The sequence below is a fragment of the Mycobacterium tuberculosis H37Rv genome, assembly GCF_000195955.2.
Lineage (GTDB): Bacteria > Actinomycetota > Actinomycetes > Mycobacteriales > Mycobacteriaceae > Mycobacterium > Mycobacterium tuberculosis.
In genome coordinates, this window is sequence record NC_000962.3 from 914,206 (window position 1) to 934,036 (window position 19,831).

The following is a 19,831-nucleotide window of genomic DNA, read 5'->3' on the forward strand; positions in this document are numbered from 1 at the left end:
AAGCCTACGTTCCCGACCTTGGAAAATGCCGTAAGCGTCGTGTCAATGCGGCTACTCGCAGGTGGTGTCGGCGGCGTTGGTGACCGTCAGGTCCTCGGGCAGCTTGGTCGGTGGGCTGGAGGAGTTGCGGCTTATCTGCACGCTGACGGTGGAGCCACTCGGCAGGGGAGCGCGCACCGCGCTGAAGTCTTGGCCCAGCACCACCTGGACCAGTTGGCCGATCCCGGTCACCCGCTCGATCTTTGACTGGCCGAACACGGCGGCCACGGTGGCGGCAGCCTGTTCGTTGCCGGGCGAAAAAAACACTGTGGTGGCCAGCAGCGAACTCGGGTAGTCGTCCGGAGCCATCACGTTGAAGCCGTTCCGCTTGAGCTGATCGGTGGCGGTGGTGGCCAAACCGGCCTGGCCGGTCGAGTTAGAGACCTGCACTGTGACCTCTTTTGGCGAGGTCGTCGTAACCTGCTGGTGCTGAATCTCGTTGGTCAGACCCGCCTGCGGCGCCTTCTTGGTGGTGGTCGGCGGGGTCGACGGCGTGTTGCCCAGACGCTGGGCGTTGTGATCGTTTTCCAGGGGCAGCGGATCGTCGTCGATGATGGCGGTGAAAAGCGCCTTCATGTCGGAGGTACGCGGGGGCTCGTCGCCGTTCTGGTCGGTTATACCGGTCGGAACGGTCACGAACGTGACGTGCCCGGCCGCCATATGCTGCAACGATCGACCGAGTTCGACCAGGTCTTTGGTCTTGACGTTGTCCACGTAGCTGTTACCGATGAACATGTTGACGACGTTGTTGAGCCTGCTGAGGTTGAACAAGGTGTCCGTCGAGATCATCGAACGCAGCAGCGACGACAAAAACAACTGCTGGCGTTTGATGCGCCCGTAGTCGCCATTGCTCTCGGTGGTGACCTGGCGAGCGCGCACATAGTTCAGCGCGGTCGGCCCGTCAATGACCTGGCGTCCGGCGTGCTCCAGCACCGTGCCCAGTTCGTAGTCCCGCAACGGGGTGGTGCTGCATACCTCGACGCCGCCGAGGGCCTCGACCATCCGCGCGAAACCGACGAAGTCAATCGCGATGAACCGGTTGATGCTCAAGCCCGACAGTTTCTGAATGACCTTCACTAGACACTTAGGCCCGCCGAAGGAGAATGCCGAGTTCAGCTTGGTCTCCGTGTACACCAGTCTGGGACCCATCGTTCCCGTCTTCTCGTCGTAGATGGGTCCGTACTTACCGGTCTCGGGGTTCCACGCCTCGCATTGGATTGGAGTGATCGCCAGGTCGCGGGGGAACGACACCGCGACGACCCGCTCGCGGCTGGCCGGAATGTTGACCAGCATGACGGTGTCCGAACGTGCGCCGCCGGCGTCCTCGGCGTCGCCGGCGCCGATATTGGCGTTCGCCCCGGCACGAGAGTCCATACCGACGAGCAAGAAGTTCTCGTCGCCATGCTGCCCGCTGGGGTTGACGATGTCGCCCGAATGCGGGTCGAGCGCGCTTACCATGTTCAGCCGGCTGTTCTTCGACGCGCTCCACTGCCATGCCCCGCCGGTCAGCGCCAACGCCAGAGCGGCAAACAGAGCCGCCAGCGAGCGCGCGGCCAGCACCATCGGGCGCCGGCCGGAGTTCGGCGCTGGCTTGGCGGGCGCGGGCGACGTTCGGCGGATCCGCAATGGCCGCACTCGAGCCGATCCGGTTAGCTGCTTGCCGGGTAGCTCGGGTTCACGGCGGGCGTGGTCGGCGCGCGGATAGTTGGCTGCCCGGAGGTCGGGAAGCTCCGAGAGGAACTCGAGCGAGTGGGCCGGGATGGCGATAGCCTCGGTGTCCTGCTGGTCGTCGGCGTCGTCGTGGACCTTCGGGCCGCGGCCGGATGGCTCGGGTTCGGGGGCGACATGGCGGTGCGTGGGGAGGTCAGGAAAAGCGGGGCCGAGCCTGGCGATCAGATCGGCCACACTAACGGCGCCGGTGGCATGACAGCCGACATTCTGGGTGTCCCGCGGACCCTGGGCTGCCACCCATGTGGCGGGCGGTACCGTGATCCATCGGTCAACACCATCGGGGAATGCTGACTCGGAGAGCCGTGCCCACGGCGCGGCGCTCTCGCCGTCACTCATGTCCTACCGGCCTCCGAGAGTCTAGGTGGCGGACGCCCGCGGTGTTGGCTGCGTGTCCTACGCGCACCTTCGCGCAGCACCGCCACGAGTCGGCGCCGCACAATGCAGCAAGGCCCACATCGTACTGATTTATCGGTCCAGACGCGATTTCGACAGGGTCTCGATTCAGCCACCCGACCCCATGGCGTCCGCCCCTTCCGGCACTCGGCAGTCGTCGGGGTCGGTTAGCCAGCCGTCGGGAAGGGCCACCCGGGCGGGGGAACCCTGCCGGCCCCGGGCGCCAGTCGCGGAGTCCGGGAACGGTACCGTGCCGTCCAACCGGTCCAGCAGGCAGTCGAGCTCGTCGAACGTCTTGACCATTGCTAACGCCCGCCGGAGCGCGGAGCCCGCCGGGAAGCCATGGAGATACCAGGCGATGTGCTTGCGGATATCGCGCATGCCCTTGTCCTCGCCGAAGTGTGCGGCCAGCAAGGTGCCGTGACGGCGGATGATGTCGGCGACTTCGCCGAGCGTGGGTGGGGTGGGGGCCGGGCTGCCGGTGAAAGCCGCGGACAACTCGGCAAATAGCCAGGGACGGCCCAGGCAGCCACGGCCGATGACCACGCCGTCACAGCCGGTGGTGGACATCATGGCCAGTGCGTCGCCGGCATCGTAGATGTCGCCGTTGCCGAGCACCGGAATCGTCCGGACATGCTGCTTGAGCCGGGCGATCTGTTCCCAGTCGGCGGTGCCGGAATAGCGTTGTGCCGCGGTACGGGCGTGCAGCGCGACCGCAGCGGCTCCTTCGGCCTCAGCGATGCGGCCGGCATCCAGATGTGTGTGGTGGGCGTCATCGATGCCAATGCGAAACTTGACCGTCACCGGTATATCGGTGCCTTCGGTGGCGCGCACAGCCGCGGCCACGATCTGACCGAATAGCCGCCGTTTGAACGGTAGCGCCGCCCCGCCGCCGCGCTTGGTGACTTTGGGCACTGGGCAGCCGAAATTCATGTCGATGTGATCGGCTAACCCTTCGCCAGCGATCATCCGAGCGGCCGCATACGTGGTGTCCGGATCGACGGTGTACAGCTGCAGCGAGCGTGGTGATTCGTCCGCGGAGAACGTTGTCATGTGCATGGTGACCGGGTGCCGCTCGATGAGCGCACGTGCGGTCACCATCTCGCAGACATACAGTCCGCTGACCGTGCCGACCTTCGACTGTTCCAGCTGACGACACAGCGCCCGGAATGCGACGTTCGTCACACCGGCCATCGGAGCCAGCACAACCGGGCTGGCGAGCTCGATCGGGCCGATGCGCAACGCCGGGCTGGGTTGGATTGCCCGCCTCCTGCTCATCGCGCTGCGCGCTCTGCATCGTCGCCGGGCTGGGTTGGATTGCCCGCCTCCTGCTCATCGCGCTGCGCGCTCTGCATCGTCGCCGGGCTAACGACGGCTCATCGCCAGTTTGCCAGCGGTTTTATGCAGCTCGTGTGCGCTGACCTTCTTGCCCGTACGGGCTTCCCGGTCGAGTTGGCGTTGCTTGGACACCTCGAACTTGTCGCAGGCCAGCTCGAGGTCCTTGATCACCAGGGCCAGCTCGTCGCGCAGCTTAGCCCCCTCGCCGGTGAAGTCCTCGCGCTCGAAGATACGCCATTTCTTCAGTACCGGCATGACGACTTCGTCGAGGTGGATGCGCGGGTCGTAGACACCCCCGACGGCGATGACCACGGCTTTGCGCCGGAACTCGGGTACTTGGAAGCCGGGCATCTGGAAGTGGCTCAAAATCAGGTGCAGCGACTTCATGGCCTGGTTGGGCACGAGGTCGAACGCGGCCTCGCTGACGTCGCGGTAGAAGATCATGTGCAGATTCTCGTCTGCCGAGATCTTGGCCATGAGCTGGTCGGCGACGGGGTCGTTACATGCCTTGCCGGTATTGCGGTGCGAAATCCGGGTTGCCAGTTCCTGGAAACTGACATAGAGGACGGAGTCGGTGAGGCTCTCCGCGAAATAGTGGCCCTGGTGGTTTTGGCCTGGGCTGAAGCCCCGGTTGACTACCTCGAGGCGAAGTTTCTCCAACTCGACAGGGTCGACCGATCGGGTCACCACCAGGTAGTCGCGCAGCGCGATGCCGTGCCGATTCTCCTCGGCGGTCCAACGGTTGACCCACTGCCCCCACGCGCCGTCCATGCCCATGTTCATCGCGATCTCGCGGTGATACGACGGCAGGTTGTCCTCGGTGACCAGGTTCTGCACCATCGCCACCTGGGCGACATCAGAAAGCTTGCTCTGGTCGGGGTCCCAATCCTGCCCGCCGAGCGCGTAGTAGTTCTTCCCGTCCGACCACGGGATGTAGTCGTGCGGGTTCCAGGGCTTGTGCATGCTCAGGTGCCGGTTCAGGTACTTCTCGACGACCGGTTCAAGTTCGTGCAGCAGCTGCAGGTCGGTCAGCTTGGCTGACATGGCGCCTCCAGTTATCTGTGTCTAATGGTTGCAGTCAATATATCTGTGTCTCTCGGTAGCATCAAGTTTGGGCTTCGCGCGGCATGTTGAGCTGCCAGCAGCGGGCAGGATGCTGGCATCGGCGGGCCCCGGTGGCCGCGTGGGGTGAACCCCAGTCGTCCTCAGTTGTGCGGCCCGGCTGGGATGGAGTGTTCGGATTCTCCCCGCTCGCGGTGCGGTGCGTAGGTGGCGGCGGTGCTGAGCAACATGTTGACGCAGTAGTCGATGAATTGCTTGCGGGTGGCTCCCAGCCGTCCGTTCAGATATGCGGTGAACAGACCGGTAAGAGCGCCGATCAAGCTGGTGGCGACCAGTTTCTGCAGAACTGGATCAACGATGCGGGACAACTTGCGTTGCAGCAACTCGATGAAGTTGGGCATCCACTCCGCGCCCGACCGGGTCAGGGCCGGTTCTACCGCCGGCGCCAGCAACAGCACGCGCCCGCGCACCGGATCGTCGACCATCAGCTCGACGAATTGCTCTACGGCCTCGCGCGGGGTTTGCGCGGACGTGAGGGTTGCCATCGCTCGTGTGCAGACGTCGTCGTAGACCGCGCGAACGAAATGTTCACGGTCGGCGAAGCTTTCGTAAAAGTAGCGTTCTGTCAGGCCGGCGTGGCGGCACACTGCGCGGACGGTGAGTGCGGGTCCGCCTGCGCCGCCGAGCAACTGCACGCCGGCGGCGACGAGGTTGTCTCGACGTAGGGCGTGCCGACTTTCCAAGGGGACACCGGACCAGCGGCCCCGGTTTTGACCGGTCTGCACAGCTCTCCTAAACTCCATAGTGACAACGTGCGTAGTCAGAATTCGTGTGGCCAATGAAGATTCAGCAGGCAAAACCACCAGTGACCCAAGATACGTCTGCTACCTGTCCGCTGACCAGCACCGTGCAGGATTCCTCGCCGGTTGCGGGCCAGCTTGGCAGGCCTATAGGGTTCCGCGGACTGGCCGGCGGTTGCCCCGTGTCACCGCTGGGTTACGAATCGCCGCCGCTGCCGCTGGGGCCGGATTCGCTGACGTGGCGATACTTCGGTGACTGGCGCGGGATGCTGCAGGGACCGTGGGCGGGATCCATGCAGAATATGCATCCGCAGCTGGGCGCGGCGGTCGAAGATCATTCGACGTTCTTCCGGGAACGCTGGCCACGGCTGCTGCGGTCGTTGTACCCGATCGGCGGAGTTGTCTTCGACGGCGATCGAGCCCCAGTCACCGGTGTGCAGGTGCGTGACTACCACATCACCATCAAGGGTGTCGACGGTGCGGGCCGTCGCTACCACGCGTTGAATCCCGACGTCTTCTACTGGGCGCACGCCACCTTCTTTGTCGGCACGTTGCATGTGGCCGAGCGGTTCTGCGGTGGCCTGACCGAGGCGCAGCGGCGCCAGCTATTTGACGAGCACGTCCAGTGGTACCGCATGTACGGCATGAGCATGCGGCCGGTGCCGGCGACCTGGGAGGAGTTTCAGGACTACTGGGACCACATGTGCCGCAACGTGCTGGAGAACAACTTCGCGGCGCGTGCCGTGCTCGACCTGACCGAACTACCCAAACCGCCATTCGCCCAACGAGTTCCGGATTGGCTGTGGGCCGCGCCGCGCAAGTTGCTGGCCCGGTTCTTCGTCTGGCTGACCGTCGGACTCTACGATCCGCCCGTGCGCGAGCTGATGGGCTACCGGTGGTTGCGCCGCGACGAATGGTTGCACCGCCGCTTTGGCGACATCGTCCGGCTCGTCTTTGCCTTGGTGCCATTCCGGTTTCGCAAGCACCCGCGGGCTCGCGCCGGCTGGGACCGTGCCACCGGCCGCATCCCCGCCGATGCGCCGCTAGTACAGACGCCCGCGCGCAACCTGCCGCCGCCCGACGAGCGTGACAACCCGACGCACTACTGCCCTAAGGTCTGACCCCGGACCTGCGGCGCAACCGGGGCGTGGTTGTGCTCACCGTTAATTGGCTTACCCGACATCCTTGGTAGCCGATGCCTTAGCGACCGACTGCAGTCCGCCGGCAGCACGGTGGTGGCGGGGAATCCCGGGACCGGCGTGCTCGGCGTTGAAAACGGCGTCGATGACGAGCTGGCGCACGTGCTCGTTCTCCAGACGGTAAAAGATCGTGGTTCCATCGCGGCGGGTGCGCACCAGCCGCGCCATTCGTAGCTTTGCCAGGTGCTGGGAGACCGACGGCGCGGGCTTGCCCACCTGCTCGGCGAGTTCATTGACCGACATTTCGCGGTCTGCCAGCGACCACAGCACCTGCACGCGGGTCGCGTCGGCGAGCATTCGGAACACCTCGACCACCAAGCAGACCTGATCGTCAGGCAACGGGTCAGGTCCACTATCTGCGTACATACGCAAACAATAGAACGCGGGCGTGGTGGGCTGTCAAGGTCGCGGGTCGGCGCCCGCTCAGCCCGTCGGAGCGGCGATCGCGCTGCGCTCACCGCCGTTGGGTTCCTGCCGGAACCGGTAGACATCCACCGCGCCAGCCCTGATATCGGGCCGGTGCTCTTGGCGCATCGGCAGGCGCCGGTCCTGCCATTCCTTGGCGAACTCGTCGTAGAAGGTGGCGGGCTCGAAGTACCTGCGGTCATCGACGTAATGCGGTTCATAGGCGTCACGCGACGTCAGGAAGACAACCTCATCGGGTGAGCAGTAGTACAGCGATCCATAGCACATCGGACACGGATGGGCCAGCACGTTGAGAGTGGTACCGACCAGGTGCTCAGTGCCCAGCTTGGTGCACGCGGCACGGATGGCAAGGCTCTCGGCGTGGGCGGTCGGATCATTGGTTTGGGCCCATCGTCGAAAACCTGCCATGCCTGCCGGCATGTGCAAGACATCGGCTGGGACGAAAAATGGCAATGCGACGGCTGTTCGATCACGCACCAACGTGACGACAACGCCGCGATCAACCTCGCACGCTACGAGGAACCACCTAGCGTCGTCGGCCCAGTTGGGGCCGCCGTCAAGCGTGGAGCCGACCGTAAGACCGGGCCTGGCCCGGCGGGTGGCCGTGAAGCGCGGAAGGCAACCGGCCACCCGGCTGGCGAACAACCCCGAGACGGGGTGCTAGTCGCGTGACCACTAAAGATCACTCACTTGCAACGGTAGTTCGCAGTGGAGACCACGGTAGTAGCTAGACTATCTACATTTATCGCATATCCGTTTTGCTTGAGGGGGCAACGATGGTACGCGCCGATCGTGATCGCTGGGATCTCGCGACGAGTGTCGGGGCGACGGCTACCATGGTCGCCGCCCAGCGCGCGCTGGCTGCCGACCCGCGATATGCGCTGATCGATGATCCATATGCGGCGCCGTTGGTGCGTGCCGTTGGTATGGACGTCTACACGCGGCTGGTGGATTGGCAGATCCCCGTCGAGGGGGATTCCGAGTTCGATCCGCAGCGAATGGCCACGGGGATGGCCTGCCGCACCAGGTTCTTCGATCAGTTCTTCCTTGATGCCACCCACAGTGGCATCGGCCAGTTCGTCATCCTGGCGTCCGGGCTGGACGCCCGGGCTTACCGCCTTGCCTGGCCGGTGGGCAGCATCGTCTACGAAGTGGACATGCCGGAGGTGATCGAGTTCAAGACCGCCACGCTGAGCGATCTGGGCGCCGAGCCGGCCACCGAACGCCGGACTGTCGCGGTCGACTTGCGCGACGACTGGGCCACCGCACTTCAGACGGCGGGTTTTGATCCGAAGGTGCCAGCGGCCTGGAGTGCTGAAGGGTTGCTGGTATACCTGCCGGTCGAAGCTCAGGATGCGCTGTTCGACAACATCACCGCGTTGAGTGCTCCCGGTAGTCGGCTGGCGTTCGAATTCGTGCCGGATACCGCGATTTTTGCCGATGAGCGATGGCGCAACTATCACAATCGGATGAGCGAGCTCGGATTCGACATCGACCTCAACGAGCTGGTGTACCACGGTCAGCGTGGTCACGTTCTCGACTATTTAACCCGCGATGGCTGGCAGACCTCGGCGCTTACGGTCACGCAGTTGTACGAGGCAAACGGCTTTGCCTATCCCGACGACGAGCTCGCGACGGCGTTTGCCGACCTCACCTACAGCAGCGCGACGCTCATGCGCTAAAGCAAGCGATCTGACCGCTTACTGGCGAAGCAGCTCATCTTTCAGGCGACTGGTGATCATCTCCTGAAACACGACCTGGGCCGGACCGTACAGGTCCTGGAATGTCGACACTAAGGCGTCCCTGTTGTACTCGGGAATGGAGCCGCCACTGGGAGTCCAAAAGCTATCGATGTCCAGCAGGAAGAATGGTCCGGTTTGGGCGGGTGTTATTCGGCGCAGATGGTAATTGGGATCAAGCGCTTGGCCCATACCCGGGCCGTAGCGCACGATGAGCGATTTGCCTGGTTGTAGCTCACGGTAGACTGCGGCACCCTGCCACTCGGTCAGGACCAGGCCGCCGGGAGTGAAACGCTGCGGCCCGAGCAGCTGCTCGTCGATCCAGTTGCTCCACGTGATCCGGCCGTCGACACCCGCGGGGACGCGGATCTCCAGAACAAAGCGAAGACCGATACGCTCCAACCCAACGATTGACGAGACCTGCGCGCGAGCATCCACGACCCGCATCACAACGTCGGTAAAGGCCTCAAAGCTGCGGTAGGCGGTGGTCTCCACGACTATCGCCTGGTTCTTCAGTGAAGCGGCGGTGGTGTTATCGCGATTGACATAACGAACGAAACGATCCGCGACCGGGGTGGGGGCTCCACCGGGCGCCGTCATCCCCCAGCTGACGTCCTGCGCCTGGCGTTCGATCGGTAGATCATTGATAAGCAGGTGTTTGAGCTCCCGGTTCGCTGATTCGGTGAGCGAATCCGTTGTCGGGTGACGGATTTCCACCGTCACCAGGGCAACGGGTGCGTTGGGCTGGACCTCATCCTGATTTGTCTCGGGGAGCATAGACAGCAAGCATAGCCAGGTTGCTTTGCTCAGATCGCCGGACCGTGCATCGGGAGGGAATCGGCGATGCGCACGGCTTCGTGCCCCTGTTTGTGCCCCCACCAGGACTCGAACCTGGGACCTGCGGATTAAAAGTCCGTAGCTCTACCAACTGAGCTATAGGGGCGCGAAGACTCAGGATACTGCGTTGGCGTCGGCCGCTCGTTTGAGGAATAGGCTGGGGGTGACCTAAGCTGGCGTGGCTCCCAACGGTCACCACGTTGCGAGTGCCCCGGAGAGATTCGGTTCTGCCCCCTTCGTCTAGACGGCCTAGGACGCCGCCCTTTCAAGGCGGTAACGCGGGTTCGAATCCCGTAGGGGGTACCTGCGACGCGGTATCGCGGAGCACACAACACAGCAAGGCCCTGTGGCGCAGTTGGTTAGCGCGCCGCCCTGTCACGGCGGAGGTCGCGGGTTCGAGTCCCGTCAGGGTCGCCAGGACGGTGAGGCACATGCTGCCTTCCGGCCAGGTAGCTCAGTCGGTATGAGCGTCCGCCTGAAAAGCGGAAGGTCGGCGGTTCGATCCCGCCCCTGGCCACCATGGTCTACCTGGATAGGCACTGTGGCGGCACTGCTACGTAGCCGACCTCCCTGGGTCTGGGTGATTGGTCCCGGGCTGCGATGGTCGTGAGCACACGCCCGGATCACCGATGCCGTCCCGCCCCGGTAGGCCATCGCGGCGATGATCGAGATTGCCGGCCGGGTTGATCGCTGCGGATTCCACCCGGGTCGAACGGCGGGTCCATCTGCTCCTCGATCGCTCGTGAAAGACCTGATTGTTCAGCCATTTCCAGCATCACAGGCGCCAAACCCATTGGCCGACATCAAATTCCGCTCGTCAACCACCGCCGGCTCGGTGGTGAACGCATGCAGTGAATGGGTCAAAAGTGTGGTCTTGGACTGTAGAGAAATGCGACGTGAGCGCTGGTGTTGTCCCAGGCCAGAAGGCCCAGAAGACTTGTCGCGGTTCGCACGCCGATCGAGTCACCGGACCATCCATGGGCGATGCGCCGGAAAACCAGACGCGCGCAAGCCTCGAAGGCCTTGGCGTGGCGAAGGGCCGCCGGCTAGGGCAACCCTCGTATTCCCGGATGTTGGCGGCCCGACGGGATTACACTGCTTCCTGCTGATTCCTCCCTGCGATCGGTCGATCGCAGGATCGGTTGGCATCGAGGTCATGTCGCTGTGGGAGGAGATGTCGCGTGTCTTATGTGAGCGTGTTGCCCGCTACGCTGGCCACAGCGGCAACAGAGGTGGCCCGCATCGGCTCGGCGCTCAGTTTGGCTAGCGCGGTCGCGGCGGCCCAGACCAGCGCGGTGCAGGCCGCGGCCGCGGATGAGGTGTCGGCGGCGATCGCTGCGCTGTTTTCCGCCCACGGGCGGGATTTTCAGGCGCTCAGCGCGCGGGCGGCAGCGTTTCATCACGAGTTTGTGCAGGCCCTGGCCGCGGGTGCGGGGTCCTATGCGGTCGCCGAGATTGCCGCCGCATCGCCGTTGCAGAGCCTGATCGACGTGTTCAACGCGCCCATCCAGGCCGCCACCGGGCGCCCGCTGATCGGCAACGGCGCCAACGGCCAGCCGGGCACCGGGGCCCCGGGGGGCCCGGCGGGTGGTTGATCGGCAACGGCGGGGCCGGCGGGTCCGGGGCGCCCGGCGCCATCGGTGGGGCCGGCGGGCCCGCGGGGTTGATCGGTGTCGGAGGTGCCGGCGGGGCCGGTGGAGACTCCGCGGTCGCGGGTGTCATCGGAGGGGCCGGTGGGGCAGGCGGGGCTGCCCTGCTGTTCGGTGCCGGTGGGGCCGGCGGGGCCGGGGGTTCCGGCGGTTCCGGCGCAGCTGGTGGGGCCGGTGGCGCCGGTGGGGCCGGCGGGCTGTTCGCCAGCGGCGGCAGCGGCGGGTTCGGCGGGTTCGCATCGACGGGCACCGGTGGGGCCGGCGGCACCGGTGGGGCTGGTGGGTTGTTCGCCAGCGGCGGGGTCGGCGGTACTGGCGGGGGAGCCGGGTCCGGCGGTACCGGTGGGGTTGGTGGGACGGGTGGGGCCGGAGGGCTGTTCGCTAGCGGCGGCGCTGGCGGGGCCGGCGGGTCCGGCGGTACCGGTGGGGCTGGTGGGACGGGTGGGGCCGGCGGGCTGTTCGGAGCCGGTGGCGCTGGCGGGCTCGGCGGGCAAGGCAACCACACCGGCGGGCACGGTGGGGCCGGTGGCAGCGCCGGCCTGCTCGCCCTTGGCGACGGCGGCGCTGGCGGGGCCGGCGGGGCCGCTACCACCGGAACCGGCGGGGCCGGCGGGGCGGGTGGCAAGGCCGGCCTGCTGTTCGGCTCCGGTGGGGCCGGTGGGTCCGGTGGGGCTGCCGGCACCTTCGGTGACACCGGTAACTCCGGCGGGGCCGGTGGGGCGGGTGGCAAGGCCGGCCTGCTGTTCGGCTCCGGTGGGGCCGGTGGGTCCGGCGGCGCTGGGGGCTTCGCCAACGGCTCTACCGGCGGTGCCGGCGGGGCCGGCGGCGGGGCCGGGCTGATCGGCAACGGCGGCAACGGTGGCAGCGGCGGCACGTCGGTTGCCACCGGGGGGGCCGGGAACGGCGGTGCCGGCGGCGCCGGCGGCGGGGCCGGGCTGATCGGCAACGGCGGCAACGGCGGCAGTGGCGGAATGGGCGATGCCCCGGGCGGCACCGGCGTCGGCGGCATCGGTGGGCTGTTGTTGGGTTTGGACGGCGCCAACGCCCCGGCCAGCACCAACCCGCTGCACACCGCGCAGCAGCAGGCGTTGGCCGCAGTCAACGCGCCCATCCAGGCCGTGACCGGGCGCCCGCTGATCGGCAACGGCGCCAACGGCGCCCCGGGCAGCGGGGCCCCCGGCGGGCACGGCGGGTGGTTGTTCGGCGGCGGAGGGACCGGCGGGTCCGGCGTCAGCGGCGGGGCGGGCGGAGATGGCGGGGCCGGCGGGATCTTGTTCGGCGCCGGCGGGGCCGGCGGCGCGGGCGGGGCCGTCACGGGAACCGGCGCCACCGGCGGGTCCGGTGGGGCCGGCGGTGGAGCCTTGCTGTTTGGGGCCGGTGGGGCCGGTGGAGCCGGCGGGTCCAGCGGGATTGGCGGGTTCGCCGCGGGCGGGGCCGGTGGGCCCGGAGGGGCCGGTGGGCTGTTCAACGGCGGCGGGGCCGGCGGGGCCGGCGGGTCCGGCGTCAGCGGCGGGGCTGGCGGGGAGGGCGGGGCCGGCGGGGCCGGTGGCCTGTTCGCCGGTGGCGGGGCCGGCGGGGCCGGCGGATCGGGCAACAACGTCGGGGGGGCCGGCGGGGCCGGTGGGGTCGGTGGGCTGTTCGGGGCCGGCGGGGCCGGCGGATCCGGCGGCGGCGGTAGCGTTGCTGGCGACAGTGGGGCCGGCGGCAACGCGGGCTTGCTCGCCCCCGGTCTCGCCGGCGGTGCCGGCGGTGGCGGCGGGCAGGGTTTTGACACCGGCGGGGCCGGCGGGCCCGGCGGCGACGCCGGCCTGCTGGTCGGCTCCGGCGGGGTCGGAGGTGCCGGCGGATTCGGCCTCACTACGGGTGGGCCTGGGGCGGCCGGCGGCGACGCCGGCCTGCTGTTCGGCTCCGGCGGCGCTGGCGGGGCCGGCGGCTCCGGCCGAACCGACCTCGGCGGCGCTGGCGGAGCCGGCGGCAAGGCCGGGCTGATCGGCAACGGCGGTAACGGCGGGGCCGGCGGGGCCGGCGGGAACGGCGGCGGGGACGGCGGGCCCGGTGGAGCCGCCTTCGGGCTCGGTAACGGCGGCAACGGCGGCAACGGGGGGACCGGCACGTCCGCGGGCAGCCCCGGTGCCGGCGGCGCCGGTGGTTCGCTGATCGGCGCGGAGGGGCTGCCCGGGCTGCTGCCCTAGCCGGCCCGGTTGGACCACGTGATCGACGACCGTCACAAGTCGACACGCCGAACGTGCAACCACGGCGGCATCACCTGGCGTGTCGCCGCCACCAGCGCACGCTCGGCACGGAGTTTAGCAACTACTCATCCAGAAGCCGGCCACTACGGCCTGGCCACCTGGTTTACCCGCATGGACGCGATGACCGCACCGACCTGAGTCGGCATTGCTGGTTGCGCTCATCCGGTTATGGCAAGCCGTTCTGTCCCGGCGCGCCAAACACCCCGGCCTTGCCACCGGTACCGCCGGCTCCGCCGTTGACGCCGTTGCCGCCGTTGCCACCGTAGCCGAGGGTAGACGGGGCGAGCATGCCGTTGACAACTATCGTCGTGTCGCCGCCGTTGCCGCCGGTGTTAGCCCCGAAGCCGGTGCCGGCGTTGCCGCCGTTCCCACCCACGCCGACTAGTCCGAGGGCGTCGCCGCCGTTGCCGCCAGCGCCACCGTTACCGGTGGGGGCGGCGCCGCCGGCACCGCCGGCACCGCCCACGGCGATCCCAACCGCTACGGCCTCGCCGCCGTCGCCGCCGTCGCCGCCCATGCCGCCCAGCACCCCCAGGGCGCCACCACCGTCGCCGCCGGCGCCGCCGATGCCGATGCCCAGGATCACGGGTGAGCTCAACCCGCCACCGCCACCGGCCCCCCCGTTGCCGCCGGTCCCGGTGGCGGTGCCGCCAGCTCCGCCGGCGCCGCCGTGCAGCACGGAGAACCCTAGGAAGTTTGCGATGCCAGCGCCGGCGCCGCCGAAGCCGCCGGCTCCGCCGGTGGCGCCGTCCCCGGTGGCGGCACCACCAGCCCCGGCGGCGCCGCCAAAGCCTAGGCCGAGGACAGCAATGCCCTCGAAGACGCCGTCACCGCCGGCTCCGCCGGTGGCGCCGCTAGTGCCGGCGCCGCCCTGCGCGCCCGCACCGCCGATGGCGATGGCGATCCCGAAGGGGCTGCTGGCGGTGCCCGTGCCACCCGGACCGCCGGGTCCGCCGACTCCCGTGGAAGCGTCGCCGCCGGCGGCTCCAGCGCCGCCCAGGGCAAAGATCAGGCCGCGGGCGCTGCCGCCAGCACCGCCGAACCCGCCGGTTCCGCTGGTGGCGTCCCCGCCGGCCGCGCCGGCCCCGCCGACGGCCGCGAGTGCGCCGGTAGCGCTGCCGCCGTTGCCGCCGTTGGCGCCGTTAACCCCGACTCCGGTGCCGGCGTTGCCGCCGTTGCCACCTGCGCCGACGAATCCGAAGCCGTCACCGCCGGCACCGCCGCTGCCGCCGGTACCAACCGAAGCCCCGCCGCCGTGCCCACCGGCGCCGCCCACGCCGCCCAGCAGCCCGGTCCCGCTGCCTCCGGCGCCGCCGTTGCCGCCGGTGTCGGTGGCGGCTCCGCCAACCCCCCCGACGCCGCCGATGCCGGCGCCGATCAATCCGAGGGCATCGCCGCCGGTCCCGCCATGGCCGCCGCTACCAGCCGAAGCGGCGCCGCCGGGACCGCCGGCGCCGCCGGCGCCGCCCAGCAGCCCGACGCCCAATCCGCCGGCGCCGCCGATGCCGCCGGTCTCGGTGGCGGCCCCGCCAGCCCCGCCGGCGCCGCCGACGCCCACGCCCAGAGCCGCGAAGCCGCCGGCACCAACGCCACCGGTCCCGCCGGTGCCGCCGGCACCGGTCGCAGCCCCACCAAGCCCGCCGGCCCCGCCGTAGGCCGCGCCGAACCCGATGAAGTCGGGGGCAACAGCGAAGCCGCCAGTGCCGCCGGCCCCGCCGGTCCCAGTGGTAGCTGCGCCACCATTGCCGCCAGCACCGCCCCAGCTCAAGTCGAGCGCGAAAACGGTGCCCGAGGAACCGCCGGCACCGCCGGCGCCGCCGGCACCGCCGTTAGTACCTGCGCCGCCGTGCCCGCCGGCACCGCCGATGCCGATGTCGATCCCGAAGGGGCTGGCGGCGCCACCAGAGCCACCGGCACCGCCGGCACCGCCGCTTCCCATGGCCGAGTCGCCGCCCTGACCGCCGGACCCGCCCAGGCCAAGGAACAGCCCCAATGCGTTGCTGCCGGCGCCGCCGGCACCGCCGGTTCCAGTGGTAGCGGCCCCGCCGGCGCCACCGGCGCCACCGATGGCTACCAGCGCGCCGCCGGCTCCACCGGCGCCGCCGACCCCGCCGTTCCCGACTCCGCTGGCGGCCCCGCCAGCTCCGCCGTTGCCGCCAATGCCGAACATCAGCGCGTTGCCACCCGCCCCACCGGACCCGCCGCCGGACCCGCCGGCCCCGCCAGCTCCGCCGCTACCCCACAGCCACCCGCCGGTGCCGCCTTTGCCACCCGAGGCGCCGGTGCCTCCGGCCCCACCGGTCCCGCCATGGCCCAGCAGCCCGGCGGCACCCCCGGCACCCCCGGTCTGCCCCGGAGCACCCGAACCGCCGTTGCCGCCGTTGCCCAACAACCAGCCTCCAGGCCCACCGGCCTCCCCGGTCCCCGGGGCGCCGTTGGTGCCGTTGCCGATAAAAGGTCGGCCCGACAACGCGGCGGCGGGTGCATTGATGGCGCCTAGCAAGCCCTGCTCGAGGGTCTGCAACGGCGACGCGTTGGCCGCTTCGGCGGCCGCATAGGCGCCCATAGCCCCGGCCAGTGCCTGCACAAACCGGGCATGAAACGCCGCCGCCTGCGCGCTCATCGCCTGATACTGCTGACCGTGGCTGGAAAACAACGCCGCGATGGCCGCCGACACCTCATCGCCAGCAGCGGCCAACAGCCCGCTTGTCGGGACGGCGGCCGCCGCATTGGCAGCGGTCAGGGACGCGCCGATGCCTGCAAGATCCTCCGTGGCCATCGCCACCAAGTCCGGCGCTGCAATCACGAAAGACATCCGACACCTCCCAGCTGGCCGGTGTGATCTGACTGTCGCCCATCGTTACGATACGCGCATATAGCGCCTACCGGGAGACGAAGTTGACACTCGTCAACATCCGATGGCCGCCGGAGATCCGGCACGGCTCGGCGGTCGTTTGGGCGGGCGTTGGCCCCGCACGTTCGACAGATTCGACAAGTTCGTGCGCCTCGCGCAACGAGACAACCGGCGACGCCGCCTAAGGTCAAGGGCGGCGTGCGTTAGCACTTCCGTCACTCTTGTCAATTAGCCGCAGCAAACGCCAGTCGCCCGTACGATGGCGGCAACGGCGTCGGCGGAGCGGTTTCCCGCTTGGCCAACGCCGAAGTCCCAGCATGACCGATCGCGGACGCCAGTCCGCAGAAGCCGGCTTATCGACAATGAGGCCAAAGAGCTCAACCCGTCAGCGGACATGTGGCGCGCGCTGGCCAGTGTGGCGATCAGTCGTGTGTTGCTCCACTGCTGCCAAGTCGGCCGTCATCGTCTGCTGTGCGGCCATCGCGACCACGGCATGCTCGTTTCAAGCCACATCGACCCAGCCGAGCACCGCACCCCCGACATCGCGGGTCGATTCGTTGATCGTCAGCATCGAAGACGTACGGCGCATCGCCAACTATGAGGAGCTCGCCGCACATTTTCAGACCGACTTGCGTGAACCGCCGGAGGCGGACACGAACGTTCCGGGCCCCTGTCGTGTGGTGGGCAGCAGTGATCGCACCTTCGGAACCGACTGGTCAGAGTTCCGTAGCGCGGGTTACCACGGCGTTACCGACGACCTCAGACCGGGCGGGCCGGTCATGGTCGAGACGGTTAGCCAGGCGATAGCGCTGTACCCGGACCCGAGTACGGCGCGCGGTGTGTTCCATCGGCTCGAGTCGTCGCTGGCAGAATGTGCTGGCTTGCATGACCCCTACTTCGATTTCATCCTCGACAGGCCGGACGCCTCCACCGTGAGGATCGGCGCTGCGGGTTGGAGTCATGTGTATCGCCTGAAATCGTCGGTATTCATATCCGTTGGCGTGTTGGGTATTGAACCGGCAGAGCCGATCGCCAACGTCATCTTGCAGACGATCAGCGATCGCATCCAGTAGTTAGCCGAGGACTGGAAAGCAGCAGCGGCGGCGACGAGCGCAGCGTGTTGAGGGCTGTTGACGCCACGACGCCCACCGTTGCGAAGAAGAAGGCGAGAAGCGTCGCTTCGGCACCGACTGCTGTCACCGCAACCGAGCTGTAACTACGGGGATCTATTGGATGCGAGGCGTAATCAAGCAGCGTGGCGATGGGTCTGGTGTCCACCGCAAAGGAGAAGACATGCCATATGGGGGAAAGCTTGACCCACGAGAGCGCTGTCCCGAACAACTCGGTGCCTGTCAGAAGGATCAGCGCACTGGCCGCTATCCAGGCCGTCAGGCGTGCCGGGGATATCACGACGCCGAATGTCTTTCGTTGGTTATCCCAGACTGTCGAGCGACGTTGTTTTTGCACTGAACGTCGAATCTTCTGAGACTGCCGCCGCTTTCGCCGGCGCCAAGTCTCGGGCTTACTTAACCAGGCGAGCCGCCACCGTACGACAGTCGCAGTCGCTAAGACTTGCTGCTGCATCCAACTCGTGGCGGCCTTCATTGATCCCGACTACCACCCTGCCTAACCAATTCTGTATGACGCGCCGTTTGAGAACGTACATTTGTGATTGCGGTTCGCATTTAGGAGCCCGGCGTGAGCTGGTCGAGTAACGCCTCGACCAGCGGGCGCCGCGAAGCTGTGGTGGTGGGCTAGCCCGGTCGACCCACGGCGAAGTGCTGGGCCAGCAGGTCGTGGTCGGCCTGTGTGGCGCGCGTCGCCAGCACGGCGGCCTCCGGTGCGCTGACACTGGCGCGCATGTCGTGGCCGAGCAGCGCGGCAGCGGCGGTGCGTAGGTCGAAGTCGTGACGGCGTAGCGCCCACTGGTCTGGTTTGGCGTAAAGCCGGTCGAGGTCGCCGGCGTACCAGTGCACCACCAAGGCCAGATCTGGGCCGTCTTTGTAGTCGTGGTCCGCGGACCGATCGAGCCATGCGTGCAGTTTGAGGACCGCATAGTTCGGCGGTTGGGGAAGGTGGACTGTCAGGCCGCCAGGGAGAGGCAGAACATCGGCACGCAGGTAGGCGTCGGTGCATCCGTGGACGTTCATGAGCTGGTTGCCTGGGGGATGGCGGGTTGTGCCGGTGGGCGACTCCACCTCGCCGAACGGGAGGGCATCGACGGCGCGGTCGGCGATCAGGAATCGGTGCCCGGTGCTGCCCAGGGCGCGGAAGGTGGCCCGAATTGCCTCGAAGTGGTCCCAATTGTTCAGGGTCCCTGCGATATCGGTGTCGTTGGTGGCCCGCGGCGGCACCCCGCGGCAGAAGCGCCAGTGCAGTAGATCGCGGCACTGTGCCCCGACGAGCATCAGCTGTTCAGCCGGCACGACGTCGGCAAGTGCTGTGACGATCGGTGTCACCCAGGCCAGGAGGACCGGGTCATAATCGGGCGAGTCGCTCATCCTGCCTTCTCATGAGGTGGGCGACTTCGACCTGGCGCGGCTCGCGCGAGGCAAGGAGGTCGGCATAGATCAAGGCCGTGGGAGCCAACCCCGGTTGCTCGTCAGGTAGGTTGCGCCAGAATAGCTTTCGGATCACGATGCTGCCGTGTGGGTCGCGGTGCCAGCGGTTGTGTATAAGCAGGTCGGCGGGTAGCCCGGGCGCTGGGGTGTCGACGTAGAGCATCAGTGATTCGGGATTGCGGATTTCGTCGGGCAGGGCCTGTTCCCCGCTGACCGCCACTGCGAGTCCGTCGGGTGCGGACCACGTGTGGATATCACCACTGGCGACCAGGAGTTTGTTGGCCCGGCCCAGACCCCCCGGATAGGCAGCCGCCCACAGGTCCAGCAGCTCATCGGTGCGCACCAGCCTGCGGCGGGAGCCGAGGTGTTCGAAGAAGCCGGTAGTGCGCAACGTATCCATCGTCTCCTTGGCCATACCGACCGAGACGCCGGCGCTCGCGGCGATCGCACGCAGCGGCGCGTCGACCAGTTGCGGTGCGTCAAGCAGTACGCAGACAACCTGCGCGCGCTTGGGGGTAAACGGGTTACGCGGTCCATCGCTGTGCAGTCCGTCACCGAGGGTGCCCGGTTGTGCGGACACAGCTGACCGTCGGCCGCGCACGTCGATGAGCAGGCCACCCTGGTGCCGCAAATAAGCGTTCCCAGCTCCGTCGATGTACCAGAGTCCGCGAGCCCGCAGCGTTTCAGCGCTCGACGGATGCAGACGCGGGCCCACCACAAGCAGCGGCGAACCAGCGCCGGCGGTATCCCAGGCCTGCAGTGCTGCCGTTGCCGACAGGTGAGGAAGGTAGAGGGCAGTGATCGTGAGGGGGTGAGCGTCGATCTCAAGGTCTAGTGATTCGGGATGCGCGGAGTTCAATGCTGATAGGCCACCGAGCACCCGCACTCCGTATTCGGTGAGGTGACGCTCGACGGCCTCAGCGAGGTCAGCCCCGATCTGATCCATGCGTT

General features: G+C 67.9%; 15 protein-coding genes, 4 tRNA genes, 1 other RNA gene and 1 other annotated feature. Of the genes, 9 read left to right on the top strand and 11 right to left on the bottom strand.

The annotated features are described in order from the left end of the window. Positions 1-51: 51 nt before the first annotated feature. The 3 genes from Rv0822c to desA1 all read right to left on the bottom strand — a co-directional run bounded on the left by Rv0822c (position 52) and on the right by desA1 (position 4,545). Positions 52-2,106 (bottom strand): hypothetical protein, encoded by a 2,055-nt coding sequence (locus Rv0822c; protein NP_215337.1) that lies wholly within the window; start codon positions 2,104-2,106, stop codon positions 52-54. A 165-nt stretch (positions 2,107-2,271) separates the two neighbouring features. Further along, complete coding sequence (locus Rv0823c) at positions 2,272-3,441, bottom strand: tRNA-dihydrouridine synthase (protein ID NP_215338.1); 1,170 nt, start codon at positions 3,439-3,441, stop codon at positions 2,272-2,274. Between the two features lie 87 nt (positions 3,442-3,528). After that, the gene (gene desA1 / locus Rv0824c) at positions 3,529-4,545 is read right to left on the bottom strand and encodes an acyl-ACP desaturase DesA (protein ID YP_177758.1); all 1,017 of its coding nucleotides are present in this window, start codon (positions 4,543-4,545) and stop codon (positions 3,529-3,531) included. Continuing rightward, positions 4,059-4,253, top strand: a non-coding RNA gene (ASdes, locus tag RVnc0002) — Putative small regulatory RNA. The two genes, desA1 and ASdes, sit on opposite strands and share 195 nt — an antisense overlap. A gap of 161 nt (positions 4,546-4,706) precedes the next feature. Beyond that, the gene (locus Rv0825c) at positions 4,707-5,348 is read right to left on the bottom strand and encodes a hypothetical protein (RefSeq protein ID NP_215340.1); all 642 of its coding nucleotides are present in this window, start codon (positions 5,346-5,348) and stop codon (positions 4,707-4,709) included. A gap of 80 nt (positions 5,349-5,428) precedes the next feature. Here Rv0825c and Rv0826 point away from each other — a divergent pair, with 80 nt between their 5' ends. Continuing rightward, positions 5,429-6,484 carry a hypothetical protein gene (locus tag Rv0826; protein NP_215341.1) on the top strand — a complete coding sequence of 352 codons (1,056 nt, stop codon included), beginning with the start codon at positions 5,429-5,431 and terminating at the stop codon, positions 6,482-6,484. A 51-nt stretch (positions 6,485-6,535) separates the two neighbouring features. On the opposite strand, the gene kmtR is transcribed toward Rv0826, so the two are convergent. Next, on the bottom strand, positions 6,536-6,928 hold the full coding sequence (kmtR, locus tag Rv0827c; protein ID NP_215342.1) for an HTH-type transcriptional regulator KmtR: 393 nt from the start codon (positions 6,926-6,928) through the stop codon (positions 6,536-6,538). Positions 6,929-6,985: 57 nt separating this feature from the next. Beyond that, complete coding sequence (locus Rv0828c; RefSeq protein NP_215343.1) at positions 6,986-7,408, bottom strand: deaminase; 423 nt, start codon at positions 7,406-7,408, stop codon at positions 6,986-6,988. Continuing rightward, positions 7,370-7,657, top strand: a mobile genetic element (IS1605', len: 288 nt. Insertion sequence IS1605'.). It overlaps the preceding gene by 39 nt. Before the next feature lie 107 nt (positions 7,658-7,764). On the opposite strand from Rv0828c, the gene Rv0830 reads away from it, so the two are divergent. Continuing rightward, the gene (locus Rv0830) at positions 7,765-8,670 is read left to right on the top strand and encodes an S-adenosylmethionine-dependent methyltransferase (RefSeq protein NP_215345.1); all 906 of its coding nucleotides are present in this window, start codon (positions 7,765-7,767) and stop codon (positions 8,668-8,670) included. Between the two features lie 18 nt (positions 8,671-8,688). Here Rv0830 and Rv0831c read toward each other — a convergent pair whose 3' ends face one another. Continuing rightward, on the bottom strand, positions 8,689-9,504 hold the full coding sequence (locus Rv0831c; RefSeq protein NP_215346.1) for a hypothetical protein: 816 nt from the start codon (positions 9,502-9,504) through the stop codon (positions 8,689-8,691). Between the two features lie 93 nt (positions 9,505-9,597). Beyond that, positions 9,598-9,670, bottom strand: a tRNA-Lys gene (lysT, locus tag Rvnt10). 123 nt (positions 9,671-9,793) lie between these two features. On the opposite strand from lysT, the gene gluT reads away from it, so the two are divergent. From gluT to PE_PGRS13, 5 genes are all read left to right on the top strand, one after another. After that, positions 9,794-9,867, top strand: a tRNA-Glu gene (gene gluT, locus Rvnt11). A gap of 37 nt (positions 9,868-9,904) precedes the next feature. Then, positions 9,905-9,978: transfer RNA gene (gene aspT, locus Rvnt12), tRNA-Asp, on the top strand. Between the two features lie 29 nt (positions 9,979-10,007). Beyond that, positions 10,008-10,081 (top strand) — tRNA-Phe (gene pheU / locus Rvnt13). A gap of 664 nt (positions 10,082-10,745) precedes the next feature. Next, complete coding sequence (PE_PGRS12, locus tag Rv0832; protein YP_177759.1) at positions 10,746-11,159, top strand: PE-PGRS family protein PE_PGRS12; 414 nt, start codon at positions 10,746-10,748, stop codon at positions 11,157-11,159. Then, the gene (PE_PGRS13, locus tag Rv0833; RefSeq protein YP_177760.1) at positions 11,156-13,405 is read left to right on the top strand and encodes a PE-PGRS family protein PE_PGRS13; all 2,250 of its coding nucleotides are present in this window, start codon (positions 11,156-11,158) and stop codon (positions 13,403-13,405) included. The genes PE_PGRS12 and PE_PGRS13 overlap by 4 nt, the downstream gene beginning before the upstream one ends. Positions 13,406-13,631: 226 nt before the next feature. Here PE_PGRS13 and PE_PGRS14 read toward each other — a convergent pair whose 3' ends face one another. Next, on the bottom strand, positions 13,632-16,280 hold the full coding sequence (gene PE_PGRS14 / locus Rv0834c; protein ID YP_177761.1) for a PE-PGRS family protein PE_PGRS14: 2,649 nt from the start codon (positions 16,278-16,280) through the stop codon (positions 13,632-13,634). A 467-nt stretch (positions 16,281-16,747) separates the two neighbouring features. Here PE_PGRS14 and lpqQ point away from each other — a divergent pair, with 467 nt between their 5' ends. Next, on the top strand, positions 16,748-17,392 hold the full coding sequence (lpqQ, locus tag Rv0835; protein NP_215350.1) for a lipoprotein LpqQ: 645 nt from the start codon (positions 16,748-16,750) through the stop codon (positions 17,390-17,392). Between the two features lie 681 nt (positions 17,393-18,073). Here lpqQ and Rv0836c read toward each other — a convergent pair. After that, complete coding sequence (locus Rv0836c) at positions 18,074-18,727, bottom strand: hypothetical protein (protein ID NP_215351.1); 654 nt, start codon at positions 18,725-18,727, stop codon at positions 18,074-18,076. A gap of 70 nt (positions 18,728-18,797) precedes the next feature. Further along, a complete protein-coding gene (locus tag Rv0837c) occupies positions 18,798-19,826 on the bottom strand; it encodes a hypothetical protein (protein ID NP_215352.1) in 1,029 nt (342 codons plus the stop codon). Between the last annotated feature and the right edge of the window lie 5 nt (positions 19,827-19,831).

What these genes read in the sequence shown, in the direction of transcription:
- Rv0822c (NP_215337.1), bottom strand. Translation starts at nt 2,106, where the DNA reads ATGAGTGACGGCGAGAGCGCCGCGCCGTGGGCACGGCTCTCCGAGTCA.
- Rv0823c (NP_215338.1), bottom strand. Translation starts at nt 3,441, where the DNA reads ATGAGCAGGAGGCGGGCAATCCAACCCAGCCCGGCGTTGCGCATCGGC.
- desA1 (YP_177758.1), bottom strand. Translation starts at nt 4,545, where the DNA reads ATGTCAGCCAAGCTGACCGACCTGCAGCTGCTGCACGAACTTGAACCG.
- kmtR (NP_215342.1), bottom strand. Translation starts at nt 6,928, where the DNA reads ATGTACGCAGATAGTGGACCTGACCCGTTGCCTGACGATCAGGTCTGC.
- Rv0828c (NP_215343.1), bottom strand. Translation starts at nt 7,408, where the DNA reads ATGCCGGCAGGCATGGCAGGTTTTCGACGATGGGCCCAAACCAATGAT.
- Rv0830 (NP_215345.1), top strand. Translation starts at nt 7,765, where the DNA reads ATGGTACGCGCCGATCGTGATCGCTGGGATCTCGCGACGAGTGTCGGG.
- Rv0831c (NP_215346.1), bottom strand. Translation starts at nt 9,504, where the DNA reads ATGCTCCCCGAGACAAATCAGGATGAGGTCCAGCCCAACGCACCCGTT.
- PE_PGRS14 (YP_177761.1), bottom strand. Translation starts at nt 16,280, where the DNA reads ATGTCTTTCGTGATTGCAGCGCCGGACTTGGTGGCGATGGCCACGGAG.
- Rv0836c (NP_215351.1), bottom strand. Translation starts at nt 18,727, where the DNA reads ATGCTCGTCGGGGCACAGTGCCGCGATCTACTGCACTGGCGCTTCTGC.
- Rv0837c (NP_215352.1), bottom strand. Translation starts at nt 19,826, where the DNA reads ATGGATCAGATCGGGGCTGACCTCGCTGAGGCCGTCGAGCGTCACCTC.